The organism is Streptomyces sporangiiformans (assembly GCF_005768555.2).
GTDB lineage: Bacteria > Actinomycetota > Actinomycetes > Streptomycetales > Streptomycetaceae > Streptomyces > Streptomyces sporangiiformans.
This window is the reverse complement of record NZ_VCHX02000180.1, coordinates 121,562-144,073: the sequence shown is the minus strand read 5'-3', so window position 1 is coordinate 144,073 and position 22,512 is coordinate 121,562. Positions and strand designations below refer to the sequence as shown.

The 22,512-nt window shown below is 70.2% G+C and carries 21 protein-coding genes; 13 read left to right on the top strand and 8 right to left on the bottom strand.

Going from position 1 to position 22,512, the window contains the following annotated elements; translation table 11 throughout:
- The first annotated feature begins 28 nt into the window (after positions 1 to 28).
- Positions 29 to 511 carry a GNAT family N-acetyltransferase gene (locus FGD71_RS33125; protein WP_119104259.1) on the top strand — a complete coding sequence of 161 codons (483 nt, stop codon included), beginning with the start codon at positions 29 to 31 and terminating at the stop codon, positions 509 to 511.
- A gap of 52 nt (positions 512 to 563) precedes the next feature.
- On the opposite strand, the gene FGD71_RS33120 is transcribed toward FGD71_RS33125, so the two are convergent.
- Positions 564 to 1,907: an amidase gene (locus FGD71_RS33120; protein ID WP_119104258.1), complete on the bottom strand. Its 1,344-nt coding sequence runs from the start codon at positions 1,905 to 1,907 to the stop codon at positions 564 to 566.
- A 298-nt stretch (positions 1,908 to 2,205) separates the two neighbouring features.
- On the opposite strand from FGD71_RS33120, the gene FGD71_RS33115 reads away from it, so the two are divergent.
- Positions 2,206 to 2,949 carry a DUF4142 domain-containing protein gene (locus FGD71_RS33115; protein WP_181359320.1) on the top strand — a complete coding sequence of 248 codons (744 nt, stop codon included), beginning with the start codon at positions 2,206 to 2,208 and terminating at the stop codon, positions 2,947 to 2,949.
- A 232-nt stretch (positions 2,950 to 3,181) separates the two neighbouring features.
- Here the strand turns inward: FGD71_RS33115 and FGD71_RS33110 are convergent, their stop codons facing one another.
- Complete coding sequence (locus FGD71_RS33110) at positions 3,182 to 3,715, bottom strand: MarR family winged helix-turn-helix transcriptional regulator (protein ID WP_119104257.1); 534 nt, start codon at positions 3,713 to 3,715, stop codon at positions 3,182 to 3,184.
- Positions 3,716 to 3,827: 112 nt separating this feature from the next.
- Entirely contained in the window at positions 3,828 to 4,529 is a 702-nt protein-coding gene (locus FGD71_RS33105) for a FadR/GntR family transcriptional regulator (RefSeq protein ID WP_119104256.1), read from the bottom strand.
- A gap of 236 nt (positions 4,530 to 4,765) precedes the next feature.
- Here FGD71_RS33105 and FGD71_RS33100 point away from each other — a divergent pair, with 236 nt between their 5' ends.
- The 8 genes from FGD71_RS33100 to FGD71_RS33065 are packed head-to-tail and all read left to right on the top strand — an operon-like array spanning position 4,766 to position 12,908.
- Positions 4,766 to 5,842 carry a sugar ABC transporter substrate-binding protein gene (locus tag FGD71_RS33100; protein WP_119104255.1) on the top strand — a complete coding sequence of 359 codons (1,077 nt, stop codon included), beginning with the start codon at positions 4,766 to 4,768 and terminating at the stop codon, positions 5,840 to 5,842.
- Positions 5,839 to 7,431 (top strand): sugar ABC transporter ATP-binding protein, encoded by a 1,593-nt coding sequence (locus FGD71_RS33095; protein WP_119104254.1) that lies wholly within the window; start codon positions 5,839 to 5,841, stop codon positions 7,429 to 7,431. Before FGD71_RS33100 ends, FGD71_RS33095 begins: the two co-directional genes overlap by 4 nt.
- Before the next feature lies 1 nt (position 7,432).
- Positions 7,433 to 8,461: an ABC transporter permease gene (locus FGD71_RS33090; RefSeq protein WP_119104253.1), complete on the top strand. Its 1,029-nt coding sequence runs from the start codon at positions 7,433 to 7,435 to the stop codon at positions 8,459 to 8,461.
- Positions 8,462 to 8,508: 47 nt separating this feature from the next.
- Positions 8,509 to 9,912 (top strand): L-fuconate dehydratase, encoded by a 1,404-nt coding sequence (locus tag FGD71_RS33085; RefSeq protein WP_119104252.1) that lies wholly within the window; start codon positions 8,509 to 8,511, stop codon positions 9,910 to 9,912.
- Positions 9,909 to 10,673: an SDR family NAD(P)-dependent oxidoreductase gene (locus tag FGD71_RS33080; protein ID WP_119104251.1), complete on the top strand. Its 765-nt coding sequence runs from the start codon at positions 9,909 to 9,911 to the stop codon at positions 10,671 to 10,673. Before FGD71_RS33085 ends, FGD71_RS33080 begins: the two co-directional genes overlap by 4 nt.
- A complete protein-coding gene (locus tag FGD71_RS33075) occupies positions 10,673 to 11,749 on the top strand; it encodes an aldo/keto reductase (RefSeq protein WP_119104250.1) in 1,077 nt (358 codons plus the stop codon). The genes FGD71_RS33080 and FGD71_RS33075 overlap by 1 nt, the downstream gene beginning before the upstream one ends.
- Positions 11,746 to 12,060 carry an L-rhamnose mutarotase gene (locus tag FGD71_RS33070; protein WP_119104249.1) on the top strand — a complete coding sequence of 105 codons (315 nt, stop codon included), beginning with the start codon at positions 11,746 to 11,748 and terminating at the stop codon, positions 12,058 to 12,060. Before FGD71_RS33075 ends, FGD71_RS33070 begins: the two co-directional genes overlap by 4 nt.
- Positions 12,057 to 12,908 (top strand): amidohydrolase family protein, encoded by an 852-nt coding sequence (locus FGD71_RS33065; RefSeq protein WP_240436883.1) that lies wholly within the window; start codon positions 12,057 to 12,059, stop codon positions 12,906 to 12,908. The genes FGD71_RS33070 and FGD71_RS33065 overlap by 4 nt, the downstream gene beginning before the upstream one ends.
- Here FGD71_RS33065 and FGD71_RS33060 read toward each other — a convergent pair.
- Entirely contained in the window at positions 12,896 to 14,314 is a 1,419-nt protein-coding gene (locus FGD71_RS33060) for a lipase maturation factor family protein (protein WP_119104248.1), read from the bottom strand. The genes FGD71_RS33065 and FGD71_RS33060 overlap by 13 nt on opposite strands.
- Positions 14,315 to 14,508: 194 nt before the next feature.
- Between FGD71_RS33060 and FGD71_RS33055 the strand changes: the two genes are divergently transcribed.
- On the top strand, positions 14,509 to 16,587 hold the full coding sequence (locus FGD71_RS33055; protein ID WP_119104247.1) for a SpoIIE family protein phosphatase: 2,079 nt from the start codon (positions 14,509 to 14,511) through the stop codon (positions 16,585 to 16,587).
- Between the two features lie 50 nt (positions 16,588 to 16,637).
- Positions 16,638 to 17,501, top strand: coding sequence for an Fpg/Nei family DNA glycosylase (locus tag FGD71_RS33050; protein ID WP_119104246.1), 864 nt, complete (start codon positions 16,638 to 16,640; stop codon positions 17,499 to 17,501).
- Between the two features lie 7 nt (positions 17,502 to 17,508).
- On the opposite strand, the gene FGD71_RS33045 is transcribed toward FGD71_RS33050, so the two are convergent.
- The 3 genes from FGD71_RS33045 to FGD71_RS33035 form a co-directional block, all read right to left on the bottom strand.
- Positions 17,509 to 18,159, bottom strand: coding sequence for an anti-sigma factor family protein (locus tag FGD71_RS33045; RefSeq protein ID WP_119104245.1), 651 nt, complete (start codon positions 18,157 to 18,159; stop codon positions 17,509 to 17,511).
- Between the two features lie 154 nt (positions 18,160 to 18,313).
- A complete protein-coding gene (locus FGD71_RS33040) occupies positions 18,314 to 18,838 on the bottom strand; it encodes a hypothetical protein (RefSeq protein ID WP_119104244.1) in 525 nt (174 codons plus the stop codon).
- 135 nt (positions 18,839 to 18,973) lie between these two features.
- Positions 18,974 to 19,519 carry a sigma-70 family RNA polymerase sigma factor gene (locus FGD71_RS33035; RefSeq protein WP_119104243.1) on the bottom strand — a complete coding sequence of 182 codons (546 nt, stop codon included), beginning with the start codon at positions 19,517 to 19,519 and terminating at the stop codon, positions 18,974 to 18,976.
- A 277-nt stretch (positions 19,520 to 19,796) separates the two neighbouring features.
- Between FGD71_RS33035 and FGD71_RS33030 the strand changes: the two genes are divergently transcribed.
- A complete protein-coding gene (locus tag FGD71_RS33030; protein WP_119104242.1) occupies positions 19,797 to 20,987 on the top strand; it encodes a CapA family protein in 1,191 nt (396 codons plus the stop codon).
- On the opposite strand, the gene FGD71_RS33025 is transcribed toward FGD71_RS33030, so the two are convergent.
- Positions 20,974 to 22,425: an amino acid permease gene (locus FGD71_RS33025; protein WP_119104241.1), complete on the bottom strand. Its 1,452-nt coding sequence runs from the start codon at positions 22,423 to 22,425 to the stop codon at positions 20,974 to 20,976. The genes FGD71_RS33030 and FGD71_RS33025 overlap by 14 nt on opposite strands.
- Between the last annotated feature and the right edge of the window lie 87 nt (positions 22,426 to 22,512).

Sequence of the window (22,512 nt, the reverse complement as noted above, 5' to 3'; positions counted from 1 at the left end):
ACGGCATGGGCGTGTCAGACTCACGTCCATGCTGATCAGAGAAGGCGCGGCCGACGACTGGCCGCGCATCTGGCCTTTCTGGCACCGCATCGTCGCCGCCGCCGAGACCTACGCCTGGGACCCGGACACCTCCGAAGAGGACGCCCGGGCCCTGTGGATGGCGCCGGGCAAGCGCGTGTACGTAGCCGAGGACGACACCGGAGCGGTCGTCGGCTCCGCCTACGTCACGGCGAACTACGGCGGCCCCGCCGGCCGTATCGCCAACGCCGGCTTCATGGTCGACCCGGACCACGCCGGGCGCGGCCTCGGCCGCCGCCTCGCCGAACACGTCCTGGCCGTCGCCAAGTCGGAGGGGTACCGGGGCATGGTGTTCAACGCCGTCGTGGAGACCAACCCGGCCGTGCGGCTGTGGACCTCGCTCGGTTTCAGCATCCTGGGCACGGTGCCGGACGCGTACGAACACCCGCGACACGGCCGGGTCGGCCTGCACATCATGTACCGGGCGTTGTGATCCCGGAGCGGCCCGGGCGGCACCGGCCCGCACCTCGGCATCGAGCCGCCCGCTACGCCAGGGGCGCGGTGCGCCGCCAGGGGCGCAGCTGCTCCAACTGCCCCGCGAGCTCCAGAAGGTCGGCCTCCGCGCCGGGCCGCCCCACCAGCTGTACAGCGCAGGGCGCACCCGACGGCAGTGCCCCGAACGGCACCGACATCGCCGGCCAGCCGGTCAGGTTCCACGGCGGCGTCAGCGGCGAGTAGTTCGTGTTGGCCAGCAGATTGCGAAGCCAGCCGCGGTCGTGCCAGGCCGCGGCGGCCGGACCCCGCCGGGCGAGGGCCGGAGTGAGCAGCACCTCGTGCTCGGCGAAGAACGGTTCCATGCGTCTGCGCAACTGCTCCCTGCGCGCGCCTTCGCGTACCGACCCCACGAAGCGGCGTCCCACGGCCGCGTGGACGCGCGTCCTTCGCGTGAGCGCTCGCCGGTCGAGGTCCTCGGCGTCCACCGCCGTCCCCGCCGTCCAGTGCGCGAGCGCGGTCGTTCCCAGCCACAGCGGGTACGGCGGGTCGGCGCGCCGCACCCGATGCCCCGCCCCGGCCAGCAGCCGAGCCGCCTCCCGGGCCGCGGCCGCGTAGGGGCGGCCGATCGTGACACCGACCAGCGGGCTGCGCACGGAGACGGCCACCTCGCGGGTGACGGGCTCTGCCGCCGGGACGACATCGGTGGCGGCCAGCACCGAGAACATCAGCCGGGCGTCCTCGACCGTCGTCGCGAGCGGACCGTTCTCCGACATGCCGAACCAGTCGCCGTGGCCGATGTCCGCCGGAACCGTGCCATGGCCCGGCTTCAGGCCGACGAGGCCGCAGTTGGCGGCGGGTATGCGCAGGGAACCCATGCCGTCGTTGCCCAGCGCCAGGGGCACCATTGCGGCGGCGACCGCGGCCGCGCTGCCGCCGGAGGAGCCGCCCGCCGTGCGTCTGGTGTCCCACGGGTTGCGGGCGGTGCCGTGCACGCCGTCCGTGGTGCCGAAGACACAGAGTTCCGGCACGTTCGTCACGCCAACGACGACGGCGCCCGCCGTGCGCAGCCGCGCCACCGTGACATGGTCGTGCTCGGCCGGGGTGTCCGGGGTCGCGGCGGAGCCGTTGCGGGTGGACTCGCCCCGTACGGACAGGTTGTCCTTGACCGCCACCGGCACGCCCGCGAGGGGGAGTTCGGCCAGGTCGGCCCGGGCCGCCACGTCGTCCGCCTCGGCGAGTGCCGCCGCCGCGCGCAGTCGGCGGAAGGCGCCCACTCGTGCGTCGAGCAGCTCGATCCGTGCGAGGTGCTCGGCCACCACCTCGCGGGGCGTGGCCCGCTTCTCGCGTACGGCTGCGGCGATTTCGGCGGCGGTCCGGCCGGCCCAGCTGGTCACGGGGTGCTCCTTGTCGGTGGTCCGGTACGAGCGGTGCGTGGCCCCACTCGTGAGTACCTGCTCAATTCGCCTGCCCGCACACCCCATTGAAGCCTCCCGTCGCCGGTTCCGGCCGGACTACTCTGGGAGCGTCAAACGGGCGTCATACGGGCGTCCCCCAACGCCCCATGAGCGCCACGGTCGTTCAGTGTGTGACACAAAACACACGGCTGGGTGCAAAATTTACCCGGTGCAATGATTGCCGCGCGTTGCGCATCCGTATCTCCTGGCGACCGCCCCAGTCACGCCAGGAGGAACCATGGGCATTTCGCAGAAAACCGCGGGCAGCGTCTTCGTGATCGGCGGCCTCACGTTGACCGTCGCCGCGCTCGCCTACCCGGCCATGCTGGGGGTGGAGAACACGGCCACGACCGGGGATCGCGTCATCGCCAACACCCGGTACGGCCCGCTGACCGAAGCCGACCGTGACTTCGTGGTGAAGGTACGTGCGGCCGGTCTGTGGGAGTACCCCCTCGGCGAGATGGTCATGGAGCGGGGCACGACCCCGGCCATGAAGGAGGCGGGCGAACACCTGATCGTCGGCCACGCCGGCCTCGACGAGATGAGCCGCAAGATCGCCCCGGAGTTGGGCATCACCCTGCCCAACCAGGCGTCCCCGCAACAGCAGCAGTTCGTGGCCACGATCGACTCCAAGACCGGCAAGGAGTTCGACTCAACCGCGGTCAACATCATGCGTGTCACCCACGGCCAGATCTACTCGACCATCGCGAAGATCCGTGCCTCCACGCAGAATTCCATGGTGCGTCAGCTCGCCAACCTGGCCAACTCCACCGTCCTCGACCACATGACCATCCTGGAGAACACGGGGATGGTGAACACCGATCAGGTCAACTTCCAGCAGACCGCCCCGCCGAAACTCCCCAAGGAAGAGATGACCCCGCCCGCGCCCCAGCCGGGAACACCAGTCACCGTTCTCAAGCCCCGCCCGGACCTGAACGTGAAGACTCCCGAACCGACAGGCAAGCCGACCACGTCGCAATGACGGGACGTCAGCCCCCCCCCGGGGACCGGGAGCGGCACGGCCACGCCGGCCGGCGCGCGTGCGCGCCAGGGCCGGCGCATGCGTACCTCTGCTCCCGGCGTCCACCGCTCTCAGATGGTCAGGAGGCTGTGCGGCTGGTCCGGAGACAGTGCTGGTCCCGGAGGCAGCGCGGCGGCTGGTCCGGCGGGGCGGCGCGGCGGAACCGGTGACCGCCGATGGGCGGCGCGGAAGGTCAGGCTTCCTGTCCCAGTTCGGCGTCCGTCCAGCCCAAGTGATGCGGCTCGGTGTCGTCCGCCGCTGCGGCAGACGGTTCCCCGCCCGCCTCGTTGAAGGCCGTGAGCGCGTCGATGAGCGCCGATCGCTGCTGGGGAGCGAGCCGTTCAACGATGGCGACGATCTCGGCACGGCGCCGGGCCATGACTTCCTGAACGGTGCGTCTGCCCTCTTCATTCAGCCGTAGCAGGGTCTCCCTGCGGTTGTCGGGGTTGGTCTGCCGGTCGGCGAGACCGGCCGCGATCAGCCGGTCCACCATGCGCATGGCGGTGGACGGTGCCACATGGAGCAGCTCTGCCAGCGTGACGAGATTGGTCGCACCCCTGGTGGACAGCGCCACCAGCATCCGGAACTGCGGGAGCGTCACCCGCTCTTCGACCGCGGACAGCGAGCGAGCGCAGACAGAAACCAGCAACCGCGACGCGGTCAGCACCGCGCGGGTCACCTCATCAACATCGTCCACGCCCCCTGCGGGGGGCTCGCGCTCCGGCATGGGTCCTTTCTATCGCGCCGAAGTGTCCGCGGACTCAACCGATGGGAACAGATTTTCTTTTCCATCATGTCCATCATGGCGGCGTTGCCATGAACCCTGAATCGTGCGCCGGTCACGAGCTCAGTTGGGTCCGCAGCCATTGCTCCACCTCGCCCACGTGCGCGGCCGCCGCCGCCCGCGCCGCCTCCGGGTCGTGGGCGACCAGGGCGCGGTGGATGGCCGCGTGCTCGCGGCGGGTGCGTTCGAAGGCGTCCTCCTGCTGGTAGCCACGCCACACGCGGGCGCGGAACGTGCGGGAGGACAGGCCCTCCAGGATCGCCGCCATCGACCCGTTGCCCGCGGCCGCCACGATCGCGCGATGGAACGCCAGGTCGTGGGAGAGGATCTCCTCCGGGTCGTCCGTCTCGTTCATCGCGGCCAAGTGCTTCTCCACCTCGGCGAGTTCACCGGCGGTGATCCGTGCGGCCGCCAGCCCGGTCGCCGTCGACTCCAGGATCCGCCGCACCTCCAGCAACTCCACCAGCTGCGGGCCGCGGGACAGGTCCGCGACCACACCGAAGGTCTCCAGCAGATCGCCGGCCTCCAGCTGCGTGACGTAGATACCGGACCCGTGCCGTGCCTCCAGCACGCCCATGACGGTCAGCGCGCGGATCGCCTCGCGCATCGAACTGCGTGAGATACCCAGCCGCGCCGCCAGATCACGCTCGGTCGGCAGCCGCTCGCCCGGCTCCAGCCGCCCCTCGGCGATCAACGCCTTGATCTGCTCAATGGCGCGCTGCGTCACAGTGCCCTTCTGCGGGGCGGTCTCGTCCACGCCACCATCTCCTGTCGCCCGGGTGCGCCGCAGTCTAACCACTCGGGTGGTCGGACCACTACGGCTGAGAATCGCGAAAAGTTCCCGTGGAGGGGTGTTGTGACCCCGAAGTGGTCTGATAAATATTCGTCCGCCGGGCGCGGCACATCCGGCCGGGGCCTGTGGGGCCAAGCCCTCACAGCAGTCACGATCGCTGCTTGATCATTGCTCTATCTCGCTCGATGAGGAGCCGTCAGATGGCCGTCAGAACAGTGCGGAACGGGAGAATCACGTCAAGGGCGGTACGTGCGGCGGCTGTGGCCGCCTGCGCCGGCCTCGTGCTCACGGCGTGCGGCAGCACCAAGGACACCGTCGCCTCCGGCGACAACGGCGGCGACGGCGACGGGAAGGTCGGGGTGATCCTGCCCCTGCTGACTTCGCCGTTCTGGCAGTCGTACAACGACTACGTGCCGAAGATGGCGAAGTCCGAGGGCGTCGACGCCCTCAAGACCGTCAACTCCAACAGCGACCCCTCGCAGCAGATCACCGACATCAACAACCAGCTCAACCAGGGCGTGAAGGGCCTCGTCGTGGCCCCCCTGGACAGCGCCGCGATCTCCGCCGGGCTCGACCAGGCCGAGCGCAAGGGCGTGCCCGTGGTCGCCGTCGACGTGGCGCCCGAGAAGGGCAAGGTCGCGATGGTCGTCCGCGCCAACAACGTCGCGTACGGCGAGAAGGCCTGCGAATACCTCGGCAAGCAGATCCCCTCCGGCAAGGTCGTGCAGATCATGGGCGACCTCGCCTCGGTCAACGGCCGTGACCGCTCCGAGGCGTTCCGCGCCTGCGTCAAGAAGAACTACCCGAAGCTGAAGGTCCTGGAGATCCCCGCCAAGTGGGAGTCCGACACCGCGGCCTCCAAGCTGGACACGCTGCTCAACGCGAACCCCGACATCAAGGGCATCTACATGCAGGCCGGCGGCGTCTACCTCGCGCCGACGCTGCAGACCCTCAAGTCCAAGGGGATGCTGAAGAAGACCGGCGAGAAGGGCCACATCACGATCGTCTCGAACGACGGAATCCCGCAGGAGTACGACGCCATCCGCAAGGGCCAGATCGACGCCACCGTCTCGCAGCCCGCCGACCTGTACGCCAAGTACGGCATGTACTACATCAAGGCGGCGATGCAGGGGAAGAAGTTCAAGCCGGGCCCGACCGACCACGATTCCGAGATCGTGAAGCTGCCCAGCGGGATCCTCGAGGACCAGCTGCCCGCGCCACTGGTCACCAAGGAGAACGTCGACGACCCCAAGCTCTGGGGAAACACGGTCGGATGAGCACACCACTCGTTCAGGCGCAGGGAATCACCAAGCGGTACGGCCCGACCGTCGCACTCCAGGACGGTCGGCTCACCGTGCTCCCCGGCGAATCCCACGCCCTCGTGGGCCGTAACGGCGCTGGCAAATCGACGCTCGTCACCATCCTCACCGGACTCCAGGCCCCCGACGAGGGAACGGTCCGCTTCGACGGCGAGCCCGCGCCCGCGCTCGCCGACCGGGACGCCTGGCGGCGCAAGGTGGCCTGCGTCTACCAGAAGCCCACGGTGGTCCCCGAGCTGACGGTCGCCGAGAACCTCTTCATCAACCGGCAGCCGACCGGGCGCGGCGGCTTCATCAGCTGGCGCCGGCTGAAGGCCGAGGCAGCCGCGGTCCTAGAGACCTGGGACGTCCACGTCGATCCGGAGGCGCGGACCGCCGATCTCAAGGTCGAGGACCGTCAAATGGTCGAGATCGCCCGGGCGTTGAGCTTCGGCGCCCGGTTCATCGTCCTCGACGAGCCCACCGCGCAGCTCGACAACCGGGAGATCGAGCGCCTCTTCGTCCGTATGCGCGCACTCCAGGAGTCCGGCGTCACCTTCCTGTTCATCTCGCACCACCTCCAGGAGGTGTACGAGGTGTGCCAGACGGTCACCGTCCTGCGCGACGCCCGCTGGATCACCACGGCGCCGGTCGCCGAGCTGCCGCGGGCGGCGCTGGTGGAGGCCATGGCGGGGGAGGCGGTCGCCGAACAGCAGGCGGCCGCCGCGGACGCGGTGCTGGAACACGCGGACACCGTGCTGGAGCACGCCGGTGCCGACGCGCCGGTCGTGCTGGACGCGCGGAGCCTGACCTCGGACACGTACGAGAACGTCGACCTGACGGTCCGGCGCGGCGAGGTCGTCGGCCTCGCCGGCTCCAGCGCCAGCGGGAAGATCGCGCTCGCCGAGTCCTTCGCCGGGCTGCACACCCCGACCTCGGGAACCGCCCTCGTGGACGGCAGGCCGCTGCCGTTCGGCGATGTCCAAGGAGCCCTGAAGGCCGGCGTCGGCTGCGTCCCGCGCGACCGGCACGGCCAGGGGCTCGTCTTCGGCATGTCCATCGGCGACAACGCCACCATGAGCATCCTGAACCGGCTCGGGAAGTACGGGTTCGTCGGAACCGCCCGCAAACGCGGCGTAGCCACCGAGCTGATCGAACGCCTCGACATCCACACCGAGGGCCCCGACCAGCCCGTCTCCGACCTGTCGGGAGGCAACGCGCAGAAGGTCGTCATGGCCCGTGCCCTCGCCTCCGACCCACGGCTCCTCGTCCTCATCAACCCCACCGCGGGCGTCGATGTGAAGTCCAAGGAGTCGCTGCTCTCCCGGATGGATTCCGCCCGTGACGACGGGACCGCCGTCCTCGTCGTCTCCGACGAACTCGACGACCTGCGCCGCTGCGACCGCGTCCTGGTCCTCTTCCACGGCCGCGTCGTGGCCGAGCACCCGGCCGGCTGGCGCGACCACGAGCTCATCGCATCCATAGAAGGAGTGGACCATGGCTACGGCATCTCCCCGGGGGACAACCCCCGGACCCCCGGCCGGGAACAGCGAGGCCGGGGTGACTGAGATGAAGGCGCCGACGTCCTCGCCCGCCACCCCCGTAGAGCCGGAGAAGAGCACGGGCACCGCCAAGTCCGTGCTGCTGCGACGGGCACGCGAACTCGCCCTCGTACCGGCGCTGTTGCTGCTTCTCGTACTCGGCGCGTTCGTCAACGACTCGTTCCTCACCGAGCGCAACCTGATCTCGATCCTCGGTGCCTCCGCCGCCCTCGCGATGGTCGTGCTCGCCGAGTCGCTCGTCCTCATCACCGGCAAGTTCGACCTGTCCATGGAGTCGGTCGTCGGCATCGCGCCCGCCGTGGGCGCGCTCCTCGTCCTGCCCGCCGCGCAGTCCGGCTGGGGCACGGACCTCCCGGCGGGGCTCGCCCTGCTCGCGATCCTCGGGGTGGGCGCGGCCATCGGCGCCTTCAACGGCTTCCTCGTGGTGAAGTTCAAGCTCAACGCGTTCATCGTGACCCTCGCGATGCTGATCGTCCTGCGCGGTCTGCTGGTCGGCGCCACCAAGGGCAAGACCCTGTTCGGCATGCCCGACGCCTTCTACACACTCGCCACCACCACCTTCCTGACCGTGCCCATCTCGGTGTGGCTGGCGGCGGCCGCGTTCGGCGTCGCGGGCTTCGTCCTCAAGTACCACCGCTGGGGACGCGCCCTGTACGCGATCGGCGGCAACACGGACGCGGCGCGCGCGGCCGGCATCCGGGTCGACCGCGTGATGCTCGGCGTGTTCATCATCGCCGGCACACTCGCCGCGGTCGGCGGACTGATGCAGACGGGCTACGTCGGCGCGATCAACGCCAACCAGGGCCAGAACATGATCTTCACGGTGTTCGCAGCCGCCGTCATCGGCGGCATCAGCCTCGACGGGGGCAAGGGCACCATGTTCGGCGCCCTCACCGGCGTCCTGCTCCTCGGTGTCGTACAGAACCTGCTCACCCTCGCCCAGGTCCCGTCCTTCTGGATCCAGGCGATCTACGGAGGAATCATTCTGGTAGCCCTGATGATCGCCCGCGTGACGACCGGCCGCGCCCAGGACTGACCCAGCCGTCGCCGTACGACCCCTGTCCCGGACCGAAAGGCACTTCTGTGTCCGCATCTGCCGCCCCCTTCATCACCGCGGTCGACACCTACGACATCCGCTTCCCCACCTCGCGCGAGCTCGACGGCTCCGACGCGATGAACCCGGACCCCGACTACTCGGCCGCGTACGTCGTGCTGCGCACCGACGCGGCCGACGGCCTGGAGGGGCACGGATTCACCTTCACCATCGGGCGAGGCAACGATGTCCAGGTCGCCGCGATCGACGCGCTGCGTCCGCATGTCCTCGGGCGGCCGGTCGAGGAGCTGTGCGCGGACCCGGGATCGCTGGGCCGGGACCTGATCGGGGACAGCCAGCTGCGCTGGCTCGGACCCGAGAAGGGCGTGATGCACATGGCGATCGGCGCCGTCGTGAACGCCCTCTGGGACCTCACCGCCAAGCGCGCCCACAAGCCGCTGTGGCAGCTGCTCGCCGACGCCACCCCCGAATGGCTCGTGGCCCAGATCGACTTCCGCTACATCGCGGACGTTCTCACGCCCGAGGACGCGCTTCAGCTGCTGAGACGGGGGCAGGAGGGCGCGGCGGAGAGATCCGAGCTGCTGAAGGAGCGCGGCTTTCCCGGCTACACCACGTCGCCGGGCTGGCTCGGCTACTCCGACGAGAAGCTCACCCGGCTGGCCCGCCAGGCCGTGGACGAGGGCTTCACCCAGATCAAGCTGAAGGTCGGCGCGGACCTCGCCGACGACGTGCGCCGCTGCCGCGTGGCCCGTTCCGTCGTCGGCCCCGGCATCCGGATGGCCATCGACGCCAACCAGCGGTGGAACGTCGGCGAGGCCATCGAGTGGACCAAGGCGCTTGCCGAGTTCGACCCGTACTGGATCGAGGAGCCCACCAGCCCCGACGACATCCTCGGCCACGCCGCCGTCCGGAAGGCCGTCACGCCGGTCAAGGTCGCCACCGGCGAGCACGTGCAGAACCGGATCGTCTTCAAGCAGCTGCTCCAAGCCGGGGCCATCGACATCCTGCAGATCGACGCGGCCCGCGTCGGCGGCGTCAACGAGAACCTCGCGATCCTGCTCCTCGCAGCGAAGTTCGGCGTCCCCGTCTGCCCGCACGCGGGCGGCGTCGGCCTGTGCGAACTCGTCCAGCACCTCTCGATGTTCGACTACGTCGCCCTCTCCGGGACCACCGAGGACCGCGTCATCGAGTACGTGGACCATCTGCACGACCACTTCCTCGACCCGGTGGTGATCCGGGAGGGTCACTACATGCCCCCCACCGCGCCGGGTTTCTCGGCCACCATGCGACCCGAGTCCCTCACGGAGTTCACGTTCCCCGACGGCACCTTCTGGGCCGCCGACCTCGCCCAGCAGGCAGCCGCCGATCCGAAGCCCACCGATGACAAGCCCACCGATCACAAGCCCACCGGCAAGAAGGGGGAAGCGGCGTGAGCGACACACAGGACTTCGCCGGGCTCAAGGCCCTGGTCACCGGCGGCGCGTCCGGTATCGGCCGGGCCACCGCGGAACTCCTGGCGGCCCGCGGCGCCCAGGTCGCCGTCCTCGACCTGGACCCGTCGAGCGTGGACAAGCCCCTGCTCGGACACCAGGCGGACGTCACCGACGACGCCTCCGTACGCCGGGCCGTCGCCGCCGCCGTCGCGGACCTGGGCGGACTCGACGTACTGGTCAACAACGCGGGCATCGGTGCCCAGGGCACCGTCGAGGACAACGACGACGCCCAGTGGCACCAGGTCCTGGACGTCAACGTTCTCGGCATGGTGCGCACCACCCGCGCGGCCCTGCCCCACCTGCGCGAGTCCTCGCACGCGGCCATCGTGAACACCTGCTCCATCGCCGCCACCGCGGGCCTGCCGCAACGCGCCCTGTACTCCGCTTCCAAGGGCGCCGTCCTGTCGCTCACCCTCGCCATGGCCGCCGACCACGTCCGCGAGGGCATCCGTGTCAACTGCGTGAACCCCGGCACCGTGGACACCCCGTGGGTCGGCCGCCTCCTGGACGCAGCGCAGGATTCCGCCGCCGAACGGGCCGCCCTGGAAGCCCGCCAGCCCACCGGCCGCCTTGTCTCGGCGCCCGAAGTCGCGGGCGCCATCGCCTACCTGGCGAGCCCGCTGTCCGGCGCGACCACCGGCACGGCGCTCGCGGTTGACGGCGGCATGCAGGGGCTGCGGCTGCGCCCCGTGGGGCAGTGATGGGAACCCCGGTACGGTCCGGAGCCCTGGGGCGGTCCGGAGTCGAGGTCACCGAGCTGGCCTTCGGCGCCGCGGGCATCGCCGGCCTGTACAGGCCGGTGAGCGAGGAACAGGCGTACGCCGCCCTGGACACCGCCTGGGACGCGGGGATTCGCTACTTCGACACGGCACCGCACTACGGGGTCGGCCTGTCCGAGCGGCGCCTAGGCGCGATGCTGCGCGGCCGGTCCGGGTACACGGTCTCCACCAAGGTGGGGCGCCTTCTGGAGCCCTTCAGCGGGGGAGGCGACGACCTCGACAACGGCTTCGCCGTGCCCGCCACCCACCGCCGCGTCTGGGACTTCAGCGCCGACGGCGTGCGCCGCGGTCTGGAGGAGAGCCTGGAGCGGCTCGGCCTGGACCGGGTCGACGTCGTCTATCTGCACGACCCGGACGACCACGCCTCCGAGGCCTTCGGCGAGGCCTACCCCGCCCTGGAACGGCTGCGCTCCGAAGGGGTGGTCGGCGCGATCGGCGCCGGCATGAACCAGGCCGAGATGCTCACGCGCTTCGTCCGCGACACCGACGTCGACGTGGTGCTGTGCGCGGGCCGCTACACCCTCCTCGATCAGCGGGCCCTCGCCGAACTGCTGCCGTCCGCCGAGGAACGCGGCACGTCCGTCGTCATCGGCGGTGCCTTCAACTCCGGTCTCCTGGCGGACCCGAAGCCGGGAGCGACGTACAACTACGCGTCCGCGCCCCAGGATGTGCTGGAGCAGGCCCTGCGGATCAAGGCCGTCGCCGAACGCCACGGAACCACCCTGCGCGCCGCCGCCCTCGCTTTCCCCCTCGCCCACCCGGCCGTCGCGAGCGTCCTCGTCGGCACCCGATCGGCGGACGAAGTCCGCGACGCCGTACGGCAGTTCGCGACGGCCGTACCCGCGGACTTCTGGCAGGAGCTGCGGGAGACGAGGCTGCTGCCCGAGGAAGCACCAGTCCCCGACCCCGTCCCCGACCCCGACCCCGTCCCCGTCCCCGATCCCAGCTCTGTCCCCGATCCCAGCCCCGCCCCCGGCACCGGAGAGGAGCCGTCGTGAGGATCGCCCTGCACACCAAGGTCCGCGCCGACCGCATCGCCGAGTACGAGGCCGCGCACCGCGAGGTCCCCGAAGAGCTCACGGACGCCATCCGCGCCGCCGGTGCCACCTCCTGGACCATCTGGCGCAGCGGCACCGATCTCTTCCACGTCCTGGAGTGCGAGGACTACTCGCGACTTCTCGCCGAGCTGGAGAAGCTGCCGGTCAACATCGCCTGGCAGGCACGGATGGCCGAACTCCTCGACGTGATCCACGACTACTCGGCCGAGGGTGGCGATGCTGGGCTGCCGGTCGTCTGGGAGCTGCCGTGACGGAACGTACGACCGTCGACGCGCATCACCACGTGTGGGACCTCTCCGTACGCGACCAGGACTGGATCACGGGCTGCGAACTCCAGCCGATCCGACGGAACTTCACCACCGCGGACCTCGAACCGGAGGCGCGGGCCGCCGGAGTCGACCGCACCGTTCTCGTGCAGACCGTCACCGTGCCCGAGGAGACCCCGGAGTTCCTGGCCCTCGCGGAGGAGACCGAACTCATCGGGGGAGTGGTCGGTTGGACCGACCTGACCCGGCCGGATGTCACCGACGAGCTGGCGCGGCTGCGGGAACTCCCGGGTGGCGCGTACCTGCGCGGCATCCGTCATCAGGTGCAGGGCGAGCCCGACCCCGAATGGCTGCTGCGCCCGGACGTACGCCGCGGGCTGGACGCCGTCGCGCGGGCCGGCCTCGTGTATGACCTGGTGGTCGTGCCCCACCAGCTCCCCGCCTGCGTCAAGGCTGCCGCCGACCACCCGGGGCTCACCTTCGTCCTCGACCACCTGGGCAAGCCGCCCATCGCCTCGGGCACGCCGGAGCCCTGGGCCGGCGCCGTCAGGGCGCTCGCCGAACTCCCCAACACCGTCTGCAAGCTGTCCGGCATGGTCACCGAGGCGGACCACGCCACCTGGAGCGTCGACGACCTGCGGCCGTACGCGGCCACCGTACTGGAGGCGTTCGGCCCGTCCCGGCTGATGTTCGGCTCGGACTGGCCGGTGTGCACACTGGCCGCGACGTACGCAGAAGTCCTGGGCGCGGCCGACGCGTTGACGGCGGAGTTGAGCGGCAGCGAGAGGGCGGAGATCTTCGCGGCGACGGCCACCCGCGTCTACGCCCTCTGAACGGTGACCTCCAGCCGGGTCGGCGGCAGGAACTCCCGTACGTACGTCCGCTGCCAGCAGGCGCCCGTCTCCCGCAGCTCACGCCAGGTCGTGTACCGGTAGCGGTAGAGACGGGCGCGCACAAACCGTGGCGGGGCGTCCGCCGGGAACGGGGAGCGGCGCAGCAACCGCAGTGTGTCCCGGTCGTTCTCCAGCAGCCGCTGCATCAGCACGCCGAACCAGGAGCCGGCGTACGCGGGGGAGAGCGCCACGAACCACATCAGCCAGTCGAGCCGCAGATGGTACGGGGCGTACTGGCGCGGCCAGCGCCGGGGATCGCCCGGCTTGCCCTTGAACTCGTACTCGCGCCAGTCGGCATCCTCGCGTGGCACCTCGTCCGCCGTGCCTTCGATCACCACCTCGTACCTGAGGCGGCTGACGCTGCCGAAGGCTCCGTAGGTGTTGACCAGGTGGAGCGGGTCGAAGGAACGGTTCATGACCTGGCGGCGGGAGATCAGATTGCGGGCCGGACGGTAGCTGAGAGCGACCAGCCCGGCGGCGACGGCCAGTACGAGGACCTCGTACCAGAGCGGGGCGTCCGACGGCCCCCGCGGTGCCCCGTAGTCCACGGCCGACAGCGCGACCACGATCGTGATCCAGTTCAGCCAGGCGAAGTTGCCCGACAGGACCAGCCACAACTGGGTGACGATCATCAGCGACGCGGCGGCCGTCGCGATGGGCTGCGGGGCGAAGAGGAAGAAGGGGACGACGAGTTGGGTGAAGTGGTTGGCCGCCACCTCGACCCGGTGGAAGGGCTTCGGCAGATGGTGGAAGAACCAGCTCAGCGGGCCCGGCATCGGCTGCGTCTCGTGGTGGTGGTCGAGGCAGGTCAGCTTCCGCCAGCACGCGTCGCCGCGCATCTTGATCAGGCCGGCCCCGAACTCGACGCGGAACAGGATCCAGCGCAGCAGGAAGAGCACCACGATCGGCGGGGCGACCTCGTCATTGCCGAGGAAGACGGCGAGGAAGCCGACCTCCAGGAGAAGGGACTCCCAGCCGAAGGAGTACCAGGTCTGGCCGACGTTGACGATCGACAGGTACAGCGCCCACGGGACGAGCCACAACAGCATGCCGCCCCAGAGCGGCAGCAGTCCGTCCAGGCCCGCGAGGAGCGCCACCGACACCGCACAGCCGGCCCAGGCCCAGGCCGCGAAGAAGCGGTCGGAGTAGTGGAGGTGGAACACGCTCGGTGCCTGCCGGAACGGCACCCGCGCCACGAAACGGGGCACCGGCAGCATGCCGCGCTCGCCGATCAGCGCGCGACACTGCATCGCGGCGTTCAGGAACGCGAAGAGATACAGGGCAGCCAGCGCCCGCTGGAAGACCAGTCGGCTCGTCCAGTACTCGGGGGCTGTGAACCACTCCACGTCTGGGGCTCCCTTCCCTCCCATTGTGACGCTGCGTGTTGATGTCGTTGCCTGTGTGGGTTCCCAGAATCGGCGTGAACAAGGGGAGGAAGCAGGAGGAGTAGCAGGAGGAGAAGCACGGGGAGAAGCAGGGGGAGAAGTATCTGAATCGGCCAAGACTCGAAGATTCGGCCAAAGCCTGGCAAGGTAGGCCCATGGCTGATCGGGGAGCGAGCGCCCCGTCACTCCCGGACGACTGGCCCACCCACCCGGACCCGATCCTGGCGCTCAACCGCATGGGCAGCTTCGAATGGGACCTCGACGTCGGCATCTTGCAGATGGACGCGACGGCCCACGAAGTCTTCGACGTGCGCCCCGACGAATTCAACGGCCGCCCCGAGAACCTGTCGACGCGGATCCCCCACCCCGAGGCCGTCCGCCTCGACCTCCACGTCTCCCAGGCCCTCAAGGACGGCAGCGAGAACTACGGGGCGTACTTCCGTGTCCGTCGCCGCGACGGCACCCTTCGCTGGGCCCACACCCAGGGCTATGTCCTGCGCGACGAGACGGGCCGGCCGCGCCGCATCATCGGGATCGTCCGCGACGCCACCCAGGAGCTGAGCGAGAGCGAGGAGGCACAGCGCGAGCAGGCGGCCCTTGACGAGGCCCGCCGCCGGCAGACCAACGTCGTGCAGATCACCACGGCGGCCCTCGCGCACGCCCGCACCGTCCAGGACGTGATCGACGTCCTCAAGGACACCCACGGGCTGATCCACCTCGGCGCGACCAGCCTGGTCATGGGGCTGGTGGAGGCCGGTCGCATCCGGCTCGTCGCGGAGGGCCCCGAGGGCAGCTTCGTACCCGGCACCCGGGTCACGCGCATCGACGAGAAGTACCCGATGAGCGAGGTCGTGCGCACCCTCACCCCGCGTTTCATCGAGTCCCCGGAGGACTTCGCCGAGTCCTACCCGCAGCTGTGGCCGCACCTCACCGAACTGAACATCACCTCGGCCGCGTATCTGCCGCTCATCGCGCAGGCCAGGCCCATCGGCGCGATGGGCCTGCTCTACAACGACCGGCGCGGCTTCTCGGCGGAGGAGCGCAACGTGCTCGTCGCCCTGGGCAGCAGCATCGCGCAGAGCCTCCAGCGGGCCATGTTCTACGAACAGGAGAAGGACGTCGCCCAAGGCCTCCAGCAGGCCATGCTGCCGCGCTCCATCCCCAGCGTCCCGGGCGCCGACATCGCCGTCCGCTACCGCTCCGCCTCGCTGGGCCGGGACATCGGCGGCGACTGGTACGACGTCATACCGCTGCCGGGCGGCCGCGTCGGCGCCGTGATCGGCGACGTCCAGGGCCACGACACCCATGCGGCCGCCGTCATGGGGCAGCTGCGCATCGTGCTGCGCGCCTACGCCGCCGAGGGCCACACGCCCGCCACCGTCATGGCCCGCGCCTCCGTGTTCCTGCACGAACTCGACACCGAACGCTTCGCGACCTGCCTGTACGCGGAGGCCGACCTGTCCACCGGGGTGGTCCAGGTCGTCCGGTCGGGCCACATAGACCCGCTGGTGCGCGACACGGACGGCACCTGCCGCAGGCTGCCCGTCGAAGGCGGCCTGCCGCTCGGTCTGTCCGCCGAGTTCGGGCGCCTGGAATACCCCGTCAACACCATCGAACTCGACCCCGGCCAGACCCTGTTGCTGTGCACCGACGGTCTCGTCGAACAGCCCGGAGTGGACCTCGACGAGGGCATGCAGACTCTCCGGGCGCTCATCTCCACGGGCCCGGACGATGTGCGCGACCTCGCCGACCGGCTCATCGACGTGGCCGAGGAGCGCGGTGGCGAGGACGATGTCGCACTGCTCCTGCTGCGTCGCCTCAGCCCCGACGTGCGGCAGCCCGGCGGCCGGCTCCAGCAGCACGTGGGGCCGGGCGACCCGGAGGCGCTCACCGAGTCCCGGCACATGATCCGCGCCGCGGTCGGCGCCTGGGGCGCCGACGAGCGCGCCGACGAGGTGGAGCTGGTCGCCGACGAACTGATCACCAACGCCCTGATGCACACCGAGGGCTCGGCGATCGTCACCCTCCGGATCCTCACCGGCTCGGACCGTCGCCTGCGCGTCGAGGTCGAGGATTCCTCCAGCGCCCTGCCGCGCCGCCGAGAGGCGGGGGAATGCGGGGTCTCGGGGCGCGGACTGCTTCTGGTGGACCGTCTCGCGGACGTGTGGGGCGTGGAGGCGCGGGGCGGCGGCAAGTGCGTGTGGTGCGAGTTCCTGGTGGCGGAACAGCGCTGAGTACGGTTGCGCGCCTGGCGTCGTCGGTGCCGGGTGGGCACTCTGGACGTATGCCGGAACTGCCCGAGGTGGAAGCGCTCAAGGACTTCCTCGCCGATCATGTGGTCGGCCATGAGATCGTGCGCGTGCTGCCCGTCGCGATCAGCGTTCTGAAGACGTACGACCCGCCGCTCGCCGCCCTCGAAGGCCGCGAGGTCACGGCCGTGCACCGGCACGGCAAGTTCCTGGACCTGGAGACCGATGGCGGCCCGCGCTTCGTGACGCATCTGGCCCGGGCCGGCTGGCTCCACTGGAAGGACCGTCTGCCCGACGGCCCGCCCCGCCCCGGGAAAGGCCCTCTCGCGATGCGTGTCGCCCTGGAGACGGGCGAGGGCTTCGACCTGACCGAGGCGGGCACCCAGAAGCGGCTGGCCGTGTACGTCGTGCGGGACCCCGGCGAGGTGCCCGGCATCGCCCGCCTCGGCCCCGATCCGCTGGCCGACGGCTTCGACGAGACCCGCTTCACGCAGCTGCTCCAGGGTGAGCGCCGCCAGATCAAGGGCGCGCTGCGCGACCAGAGCCTGATCGCGGGGGTGGGGAACGCCTACAGCGACGAGATCCTGCACGCTGCCCGGATGTCACCCTTCAAGCTCGCCTCCGCCCTGACGCCCGAGGAGACAGCACGGCTGTACGAGGCACTGCGCACCACCCTCACCGAGGCCGTCGGGCGCGCTCAAGGGCTCGCGGCGGGACGCCTGAAGGCGGAGAAGAAGAGCGGGCTCAGAGTGCACGGCCGCACCGGCGAGGCCTGCCCGGTGTGCGGCGACACCATTCGCGAGGTCTCCTTCAGCGACTCGTCACTGCAGTACTGCCCCACCTGCCAGACCGGCGGCAAACCCCTCGCGGACCGCAGGATGTCCCGGCTCCTGAAGTAGCGGTCGATCACGAGGAGGGCTTGAGCGTCACCAGCCGCTGGCCGCCCGATGTGCGTACCTCGTACTGGACGATCTCGTCGGGGTGCATCGCCGCCGAGCCCTGCATGGGGCTGGGCTTCGCGCTGCCCGGCTGCCAGCTCAGCACCGTCTCCTCCGAGCCGTCGCGGCCGATGACGACGAGCTGGCAGGGCCGGGGACCGGGGGCGCCCTTGACCATCAGGTCCACATCGCTGCCCCAGGCACGGTTCCGTGTGGTGACCTCGGCCCATACCCCCGTCCCGGGGTCGGTCGCGGCGATCGGCTCACCGTCCGAGCCCGAGCCGCCGGCGAGCATCGCGACCGCGGGCCCGGCCACCGCGAAGACCACCGCTGCGGCGACGGCGCTCAGCCACCGCCTGCGCCCGCTCCGGCGCACCGACACCACATTCTCGAGCAGCCGGTCCAGCAGCGCGGGGCCGGGCCGGGTCATGGCGGACACCGTGCGCGGAGTCGCCTGGGCGTAGGCCCGCAGCGACCGTGTCGTGGGCGCCAGCTCGCGAATCTGCATCGCGCACTGAGGGCACTCCATGAGGTGGTCCTCGAAGCGGAAAGCGTCCGCAGGGTCCAGCACGCCGAGCGCGTAGGCGCCGACGTCGCGATGGCGTTCCAGGGACCTCATACCTAATCCTCAGGGCGATGGTGAGTGGGTGGACTGGCGGTAACTGCTGCCCACCGGTACGCACCAGACCGCGGAATCACTCAAGTCCTGCCGGAAACCAACCAAGAGATTCGGAGCGAGAGGGCCCGCGGATTGGTCGAGGCTCAGAAAAATCTCAGAAGAGATGGATGGCCAGGTGCCCCAGCGGCAGCCCCAGTCGCCAGGCCGGGGTCCACACCTTCGGGCCGTCTTCTTCGCCCGGCACCGGACCACCGCCCGGCACCGCGTCGAGGTCGGGTGCGAGGAGTTCGGTCTCCTCCAGCCAGCGCCAGGCCGCCGCGGCCAGCTCCAGGTCCGGGTCGGGCGTGCCCGCTTCGACCGCTTCGGCCGCCTCGGCCGCCAGTACCGCCATGCGTTCGCGTACCCAGTCCTGCCACGGCTGGTCGTACGCCGTCAGCGACAGCCAGGTCTCCAGCTGCGAGACGACGCGTATGCCGGAGAGCTCACCGCTCGTGTCCGACAGGAAGATGGTCAGCGCCAGGGCGTCGCGCCCGGCGCGGAACTCGAAGGACGTCGGCGGCATGAGATCCCCGGTGCGCAACAGCTCATCGGCGATGTACTCGGCGTACAACCACGCCATGGGGACAGCGAGTTCCCCGCCGCCGGCGCCGTCCGTGCTCTCCTGGCCTCTGTGCAGCATCCCTTCCTGCCTTCCTCCGGTACGTGAGCGTCGCCCGACCCCGGGCCCCATTCCGGAACACGGATGGGGACAGCCGATTACTCAACCGAGGTCCTCGGCAAGGCGCTTTACGGAGGTTTGACTCGGCCATTGGTTTTACCGCAGGTCGGCCGCATATCCCGGAAGTACCCGACGCAGGGCGCGCAGTGCGTAGTACGCGCGGGACTTCACGGTACCGGGCGGGATACCCAGCACGGCGGCGGCCTCCGCCACACTTGCCCCGCAGAAGTACACCTGCACCAGGACTTCCCGGTGCTCCGGAGTGAGTGTCTTCACAGCCTCGCGTACATCGAGGGTCTCCACCGACCTTTCGGCGTGATCGGCACAGACCCGTGCGTTTTCCAGTACGGCGTCCCCGACCTCGGCGGGCCGTGCCTGGCGGGCCCGGCGCGCGTCGATGGCCAGCCGCCGCGCGACGGTCAGCAGCCAGGGCCGTACGGAGTCGAAGTTGTCGGCTCGTAGCGCTTCGGGGTGCTGCCAGGCGCGTACGAGTGTCTCCTGCACCAGGTCCTCGGCGCGCTGCCGGTCTCCGTCGGAGAGCCTCAGCAGCAGGGCGAAGAGTGGTGCGCCGTGCTCCCGCTGCAATTCGGCCAGCTCGTGCTCGGCGGTCGTCCTGCTCGTGATGGTGGTGGCGGCCGTCATGGCCGTATGTCAACGCAGGGCGGTCCGCCGGGACAGGCCACACACACGGATCGTCGGCAGACGGTCGAACCTGTCGACGAACGGTGCGATGAACGGTCGATCCGGTGCTGCCGTGGCTCCGCCCCCGCACCCGTATTGGCCTGAACGGCCTTGTCTCCGCACGTCGGACCGGCTGAATCCGGCCACCTGTGCCGGTAAGGCGCCTTGACTCCCGTTTGCCCCTGTATGTGCATTCGTATCACGTCATGTATTCATACGAACACAACGGGGTGCATTGATGACCGTACGCGGGCGACAGACGGCCGTGGCTCTGACAGCGCTGCTTCTCGCGGCGACCACCGGCTGTCAGGCGCAGGATCCGCCCGCGCGGCCGAGGGACCCCGCGCCCTCCTCGAAAGCCGCCGGGCAGTCGTCCGGAGCGCCCGCGCCGTCCTCCGGAGGCGCCGGCTTCACGCTGGTCGCCTCCGGCGACGTCCTTCCGCACAGCTCGATCATCCGCCAGGCGAGCGCCGACGCGGGCGGCCAGGGATATGACTTCCGGCCCATGCTCGCGGGCGTCAAACCCGTCGTGACCGGTGCCGACCTGGCGATCTGCCACATGGAGACGGTGTACGGCGCGGACGGCGACTACACCGGCTACCCCACCTTCAAGTCCCCGCCCCAGGTGGCCGAGGCCCTCGCCGCCACCGGCTACGACGCCTGCTCGACCGCCTCCAACCACACCCTGGACGACGGCGCCGCGGGCATCCACCGCACCCTCGACGCGCTCGACCGGGCGGGCGTACGGCACGCCGGCTCCGCCCGCACCGCGGGCGAGGCGGCCGCGCCCACCCTGCTGCAGGCGGGCGGGGCGCGGGTCGGCCACCTCGCGTACACCTACGGCACGAACGGAATCCCGCTCCCCGAGGGCCGGCCCTGGGCGGTGAACCTGATCGACCCCGACAAGATCGTCGCCGATGCCCGGGCCGCACGCCGGGCGGGCGCCGACGTCGTGGTCGTATCCATGCACTGGGGCAGCGAATGGCAGGACGAGCCCGACGCACAGCAGCTGCGGCTGAGCAGGCAGCTCACCGAGGCCCGCACCAACGGCCGCCCCGACATCGACCTGATCCTCGGCACCCATGCCCATGTCCCACAGGCGTACGAGAAGGTCAACGGCACCTGGGTCGTCTACGGCATGGGCGACCAGGTGGCCGGCCCGATGGTCAACCACTCCGGCGCCCACGACCCGCGGGGCAACCAAGGCACCATCGGCCGCTTCACCTTCGTTCCTGCCGACGACGGCGGCCGTTGGCAGGTCGAGAAGGCGGAGTTCGTCCCCCAGTGGTTCGACGTCGGCCCCGGCCGTGTCGTGAACCTGAGCGACGCCCGCGTCCAGAGCACCGGTGTGACCGCCGTACGCGACCGCATCCGCCAGGTCGTCCTCAGCCGGGGCGCGGCCGAGGACGGGCTCGTCATGGCGAAGTAGTTCCACTCTCCGGCTCCGTCACCCGCTCCGTCTTCGCCAGCTCGGACCGCCGGCGTGAGTACCCGAAGTAGATGACGAGTCCGATCGCGAGCCATCCGGCGAACCGCACCCACGTCTGCCACTGCAGGAACGTGATCAGCCAGATCGAGAAGACGACGCCTACCGCGGGCACCACCGGCATCCACGGCGTACGGAAAGTGCGCGGCAGGTCGGGCCGCCGGTAGCGCAGCACGATCACCGCGACACACACGACCACGAACGCCAAGAGGATCCCGATGTTGGTCAGTTCGGCCGCCTCACCGATCGGCAGGAACCCGGCGATGGCCGCCGACGCGACCCCCACGATCCAGGTCACGCGCGTCGGCACATGCCGCGTCGGATGCGTCTTCGCGAACCACTTCGGCAGCAACCCGTCGCGCGACATGGAGAACCAGACACGCGTGACGCCCAGCATGAACGTGAACATCACCGTGAGGATGCCGACGATCGCGCCGACCGCGATGATGTCCGCGAGCCCGCCCAGGCCCACCGACTTGAAGGCCGACGAGAAACCGCTCTCGGGGTCGATGTCCTTGTAGTCCTGCATGCCCGTCAGGACCAGGCAGGCGGCCACGTACAGGACCATCGAGATGACGAGGGAGTAGATGATCGCCTTCGGCATGTGGCGCTGCGCGTCCTTCGACTCCTCGGCCGCCGTCGACATCGCGTCGTACCCGAAGACCGCGAAGAAGACGGTCGCCGCTCCCGTGAACGCCCCGCCGACCCCGTACGGGAAGAACGGGTTGTAGTTCCCGGTGTCGATGTGGAACACGCCGACACCGATCACGAGAAGCACGACGAGGACCTTCAGGACCACGACGACCATCTCGAAGCGGGCCGCGTTCTTGATGCCGAGGTTCAACAGATAGGCGACGAACAGGCACAGCACGACCGCGAACAGGTCGACCTTGTGTCCGTCGCCGGTACTGGGCGCGCCCAGCATCCAGTTCGGCAGGTCGGCGCCCATCTCCCCGACCAGGAAGCTGAAGTACCCGGATATGCCGATCGCGACCACCGCCACGATCGCGGTGTACTCCAGGAGCAGGTCCCAGCCGATGAACCAGCCCGCGAGCTCGCCCAGCACCGCGTACCCGTAGGTGTAGGCGGAGCCCGCCTTCGGTATGAGGCCCGCGAACTCGGCGTACGACAGCGCGGCCGCGGCGCTCGCGACGCCCGCGATCAGGAACGAGATGAGAACGGCGGGGCCGGCCGTGCCGTTGGCGACCGTGCCGGCGAGTGTGAAGATGCCCGCGCCGATGATGCCGCCGACCCCGATCGCGGTTAGCTGCCACAGGCCGAGCGAGCGCTCGAGGCCGGTTCCCTCGCCGACCTCTGTCTCCTCGATGTGTTCGATGGGTTTGCGGCGGAGAACGCCCTCGTTCATACGGAGCCCGGCCATGAGCCTCACCTCTTCGCAGACGGCTGTCGGCTGATGGCGGATCATGATGGCCCAGGGGTGGCGGTGGCGAAAGGTGTTACGCGCGGT

Excerpts from the sequence above, each read along its gene's own strand:
- FGD71_RS33100 (WP_119104255.1), top strand. The coding sequence starts at position 4,766 with ATGGCCGTCAGAACAGTGCGGAACGGGAGAATCACGTCAAGGGCGGTA.
- FGD71_RS33055 (WP_119104247.1), top strand. The coding sequence starts at position 14,509 with ATGGCTGATCGGGGAGCGAGCGCCCCGTCACTCCCGGACGACTGGCCC.
- FGD71_RS33030 (WP_119104242.1), top strand. The coding sequence starts at position 19,797 with ATGACCGTACGCGGGCGACAGACGGCCGTGGCTCTGACAGCGCTGCTT.
- FGD71_RS33045 (WP_119104245.1), bottom strand. The coding sequence starts at position 18,159 with ATGAGGTCCCTGGAACGCCATCGCGACGTCGGCGCCTACGCGCTCGGC.
- FGD71_RS33095 (WP_119104254.1), top strand. The coding sequence starts at position 5,839 with ATGAGCACACCACTCGTTCAGGCGCAGGGAATCACCAAGCGGTACGGC.
- FGD71_RS33035 (WP_119104243.1), bottom strand. The coding sequence starts at position 19,519 with ATGACGGCCGCCACCACCATCACGAGCAGGACGACCGCCGAGCACGAG.
- FGD71_RS33090 (WP_119104253.1), top strand. The coding sequence starts at position 7,433 with ATGAAGGCGCCGACGTCCTCGCCCGCCACCCCCGTAGAGCCGGAGAAG.
- FGD71_RS33040 (WP_119104244.1), bottom strand. The coding sequence starts at position 18,838 with ATGCTGCACAGAGGCCAGGAGAGCACGGACGGCGCCGGCGGCGGGGAA.
- FGD71_RS33115 (WP_181359320.1), top strand. The coding sequence starts at position 2,206 with ATGGGCATTTCGCAGAAAACCGCGGGCAGCGTCTTCGTGATCGGCGGC.
- FGD71_RS33110 (WP_119104257.1), bottom strand. The coding sequence starts at position 3,715 with ATGCCGGAGCGCGAGCCCCCCGCAGGGGGCGTGGACGATGTTGATGAG.
- FGD71_RS33125 (WP_119104259.1), top strand. The coding sequence starts at position 29 with ATGCTGATCAGAGAAGGCGCGGCCGACGACTGGCCGCGCATCTGGCCT.
- FGD71_RS33050 (WP_119104246.1), top strand. The coding sequence starts at position 16,638 with ATGCCGGAACTGCCCGAGGTGGAAGCGCTCAAGGACTTCCTCGCCGAT.
- FGD71_RS33025 (WP_119104241.1), bottom strand. The coding sequence starts at position 22,425 with ATGGCCGGGCTCCGTATGAACGAGGGCGTTCTCCGCCGCAAACCCATC.
- FGD71_RS33075 (WP_119104250.1), top strand. The coding sequence starts at position 10,673 with ATGGGAACCCCGGTACGGTCCGGAGCCCTGGGGCGGTCCGGAGTCGAG.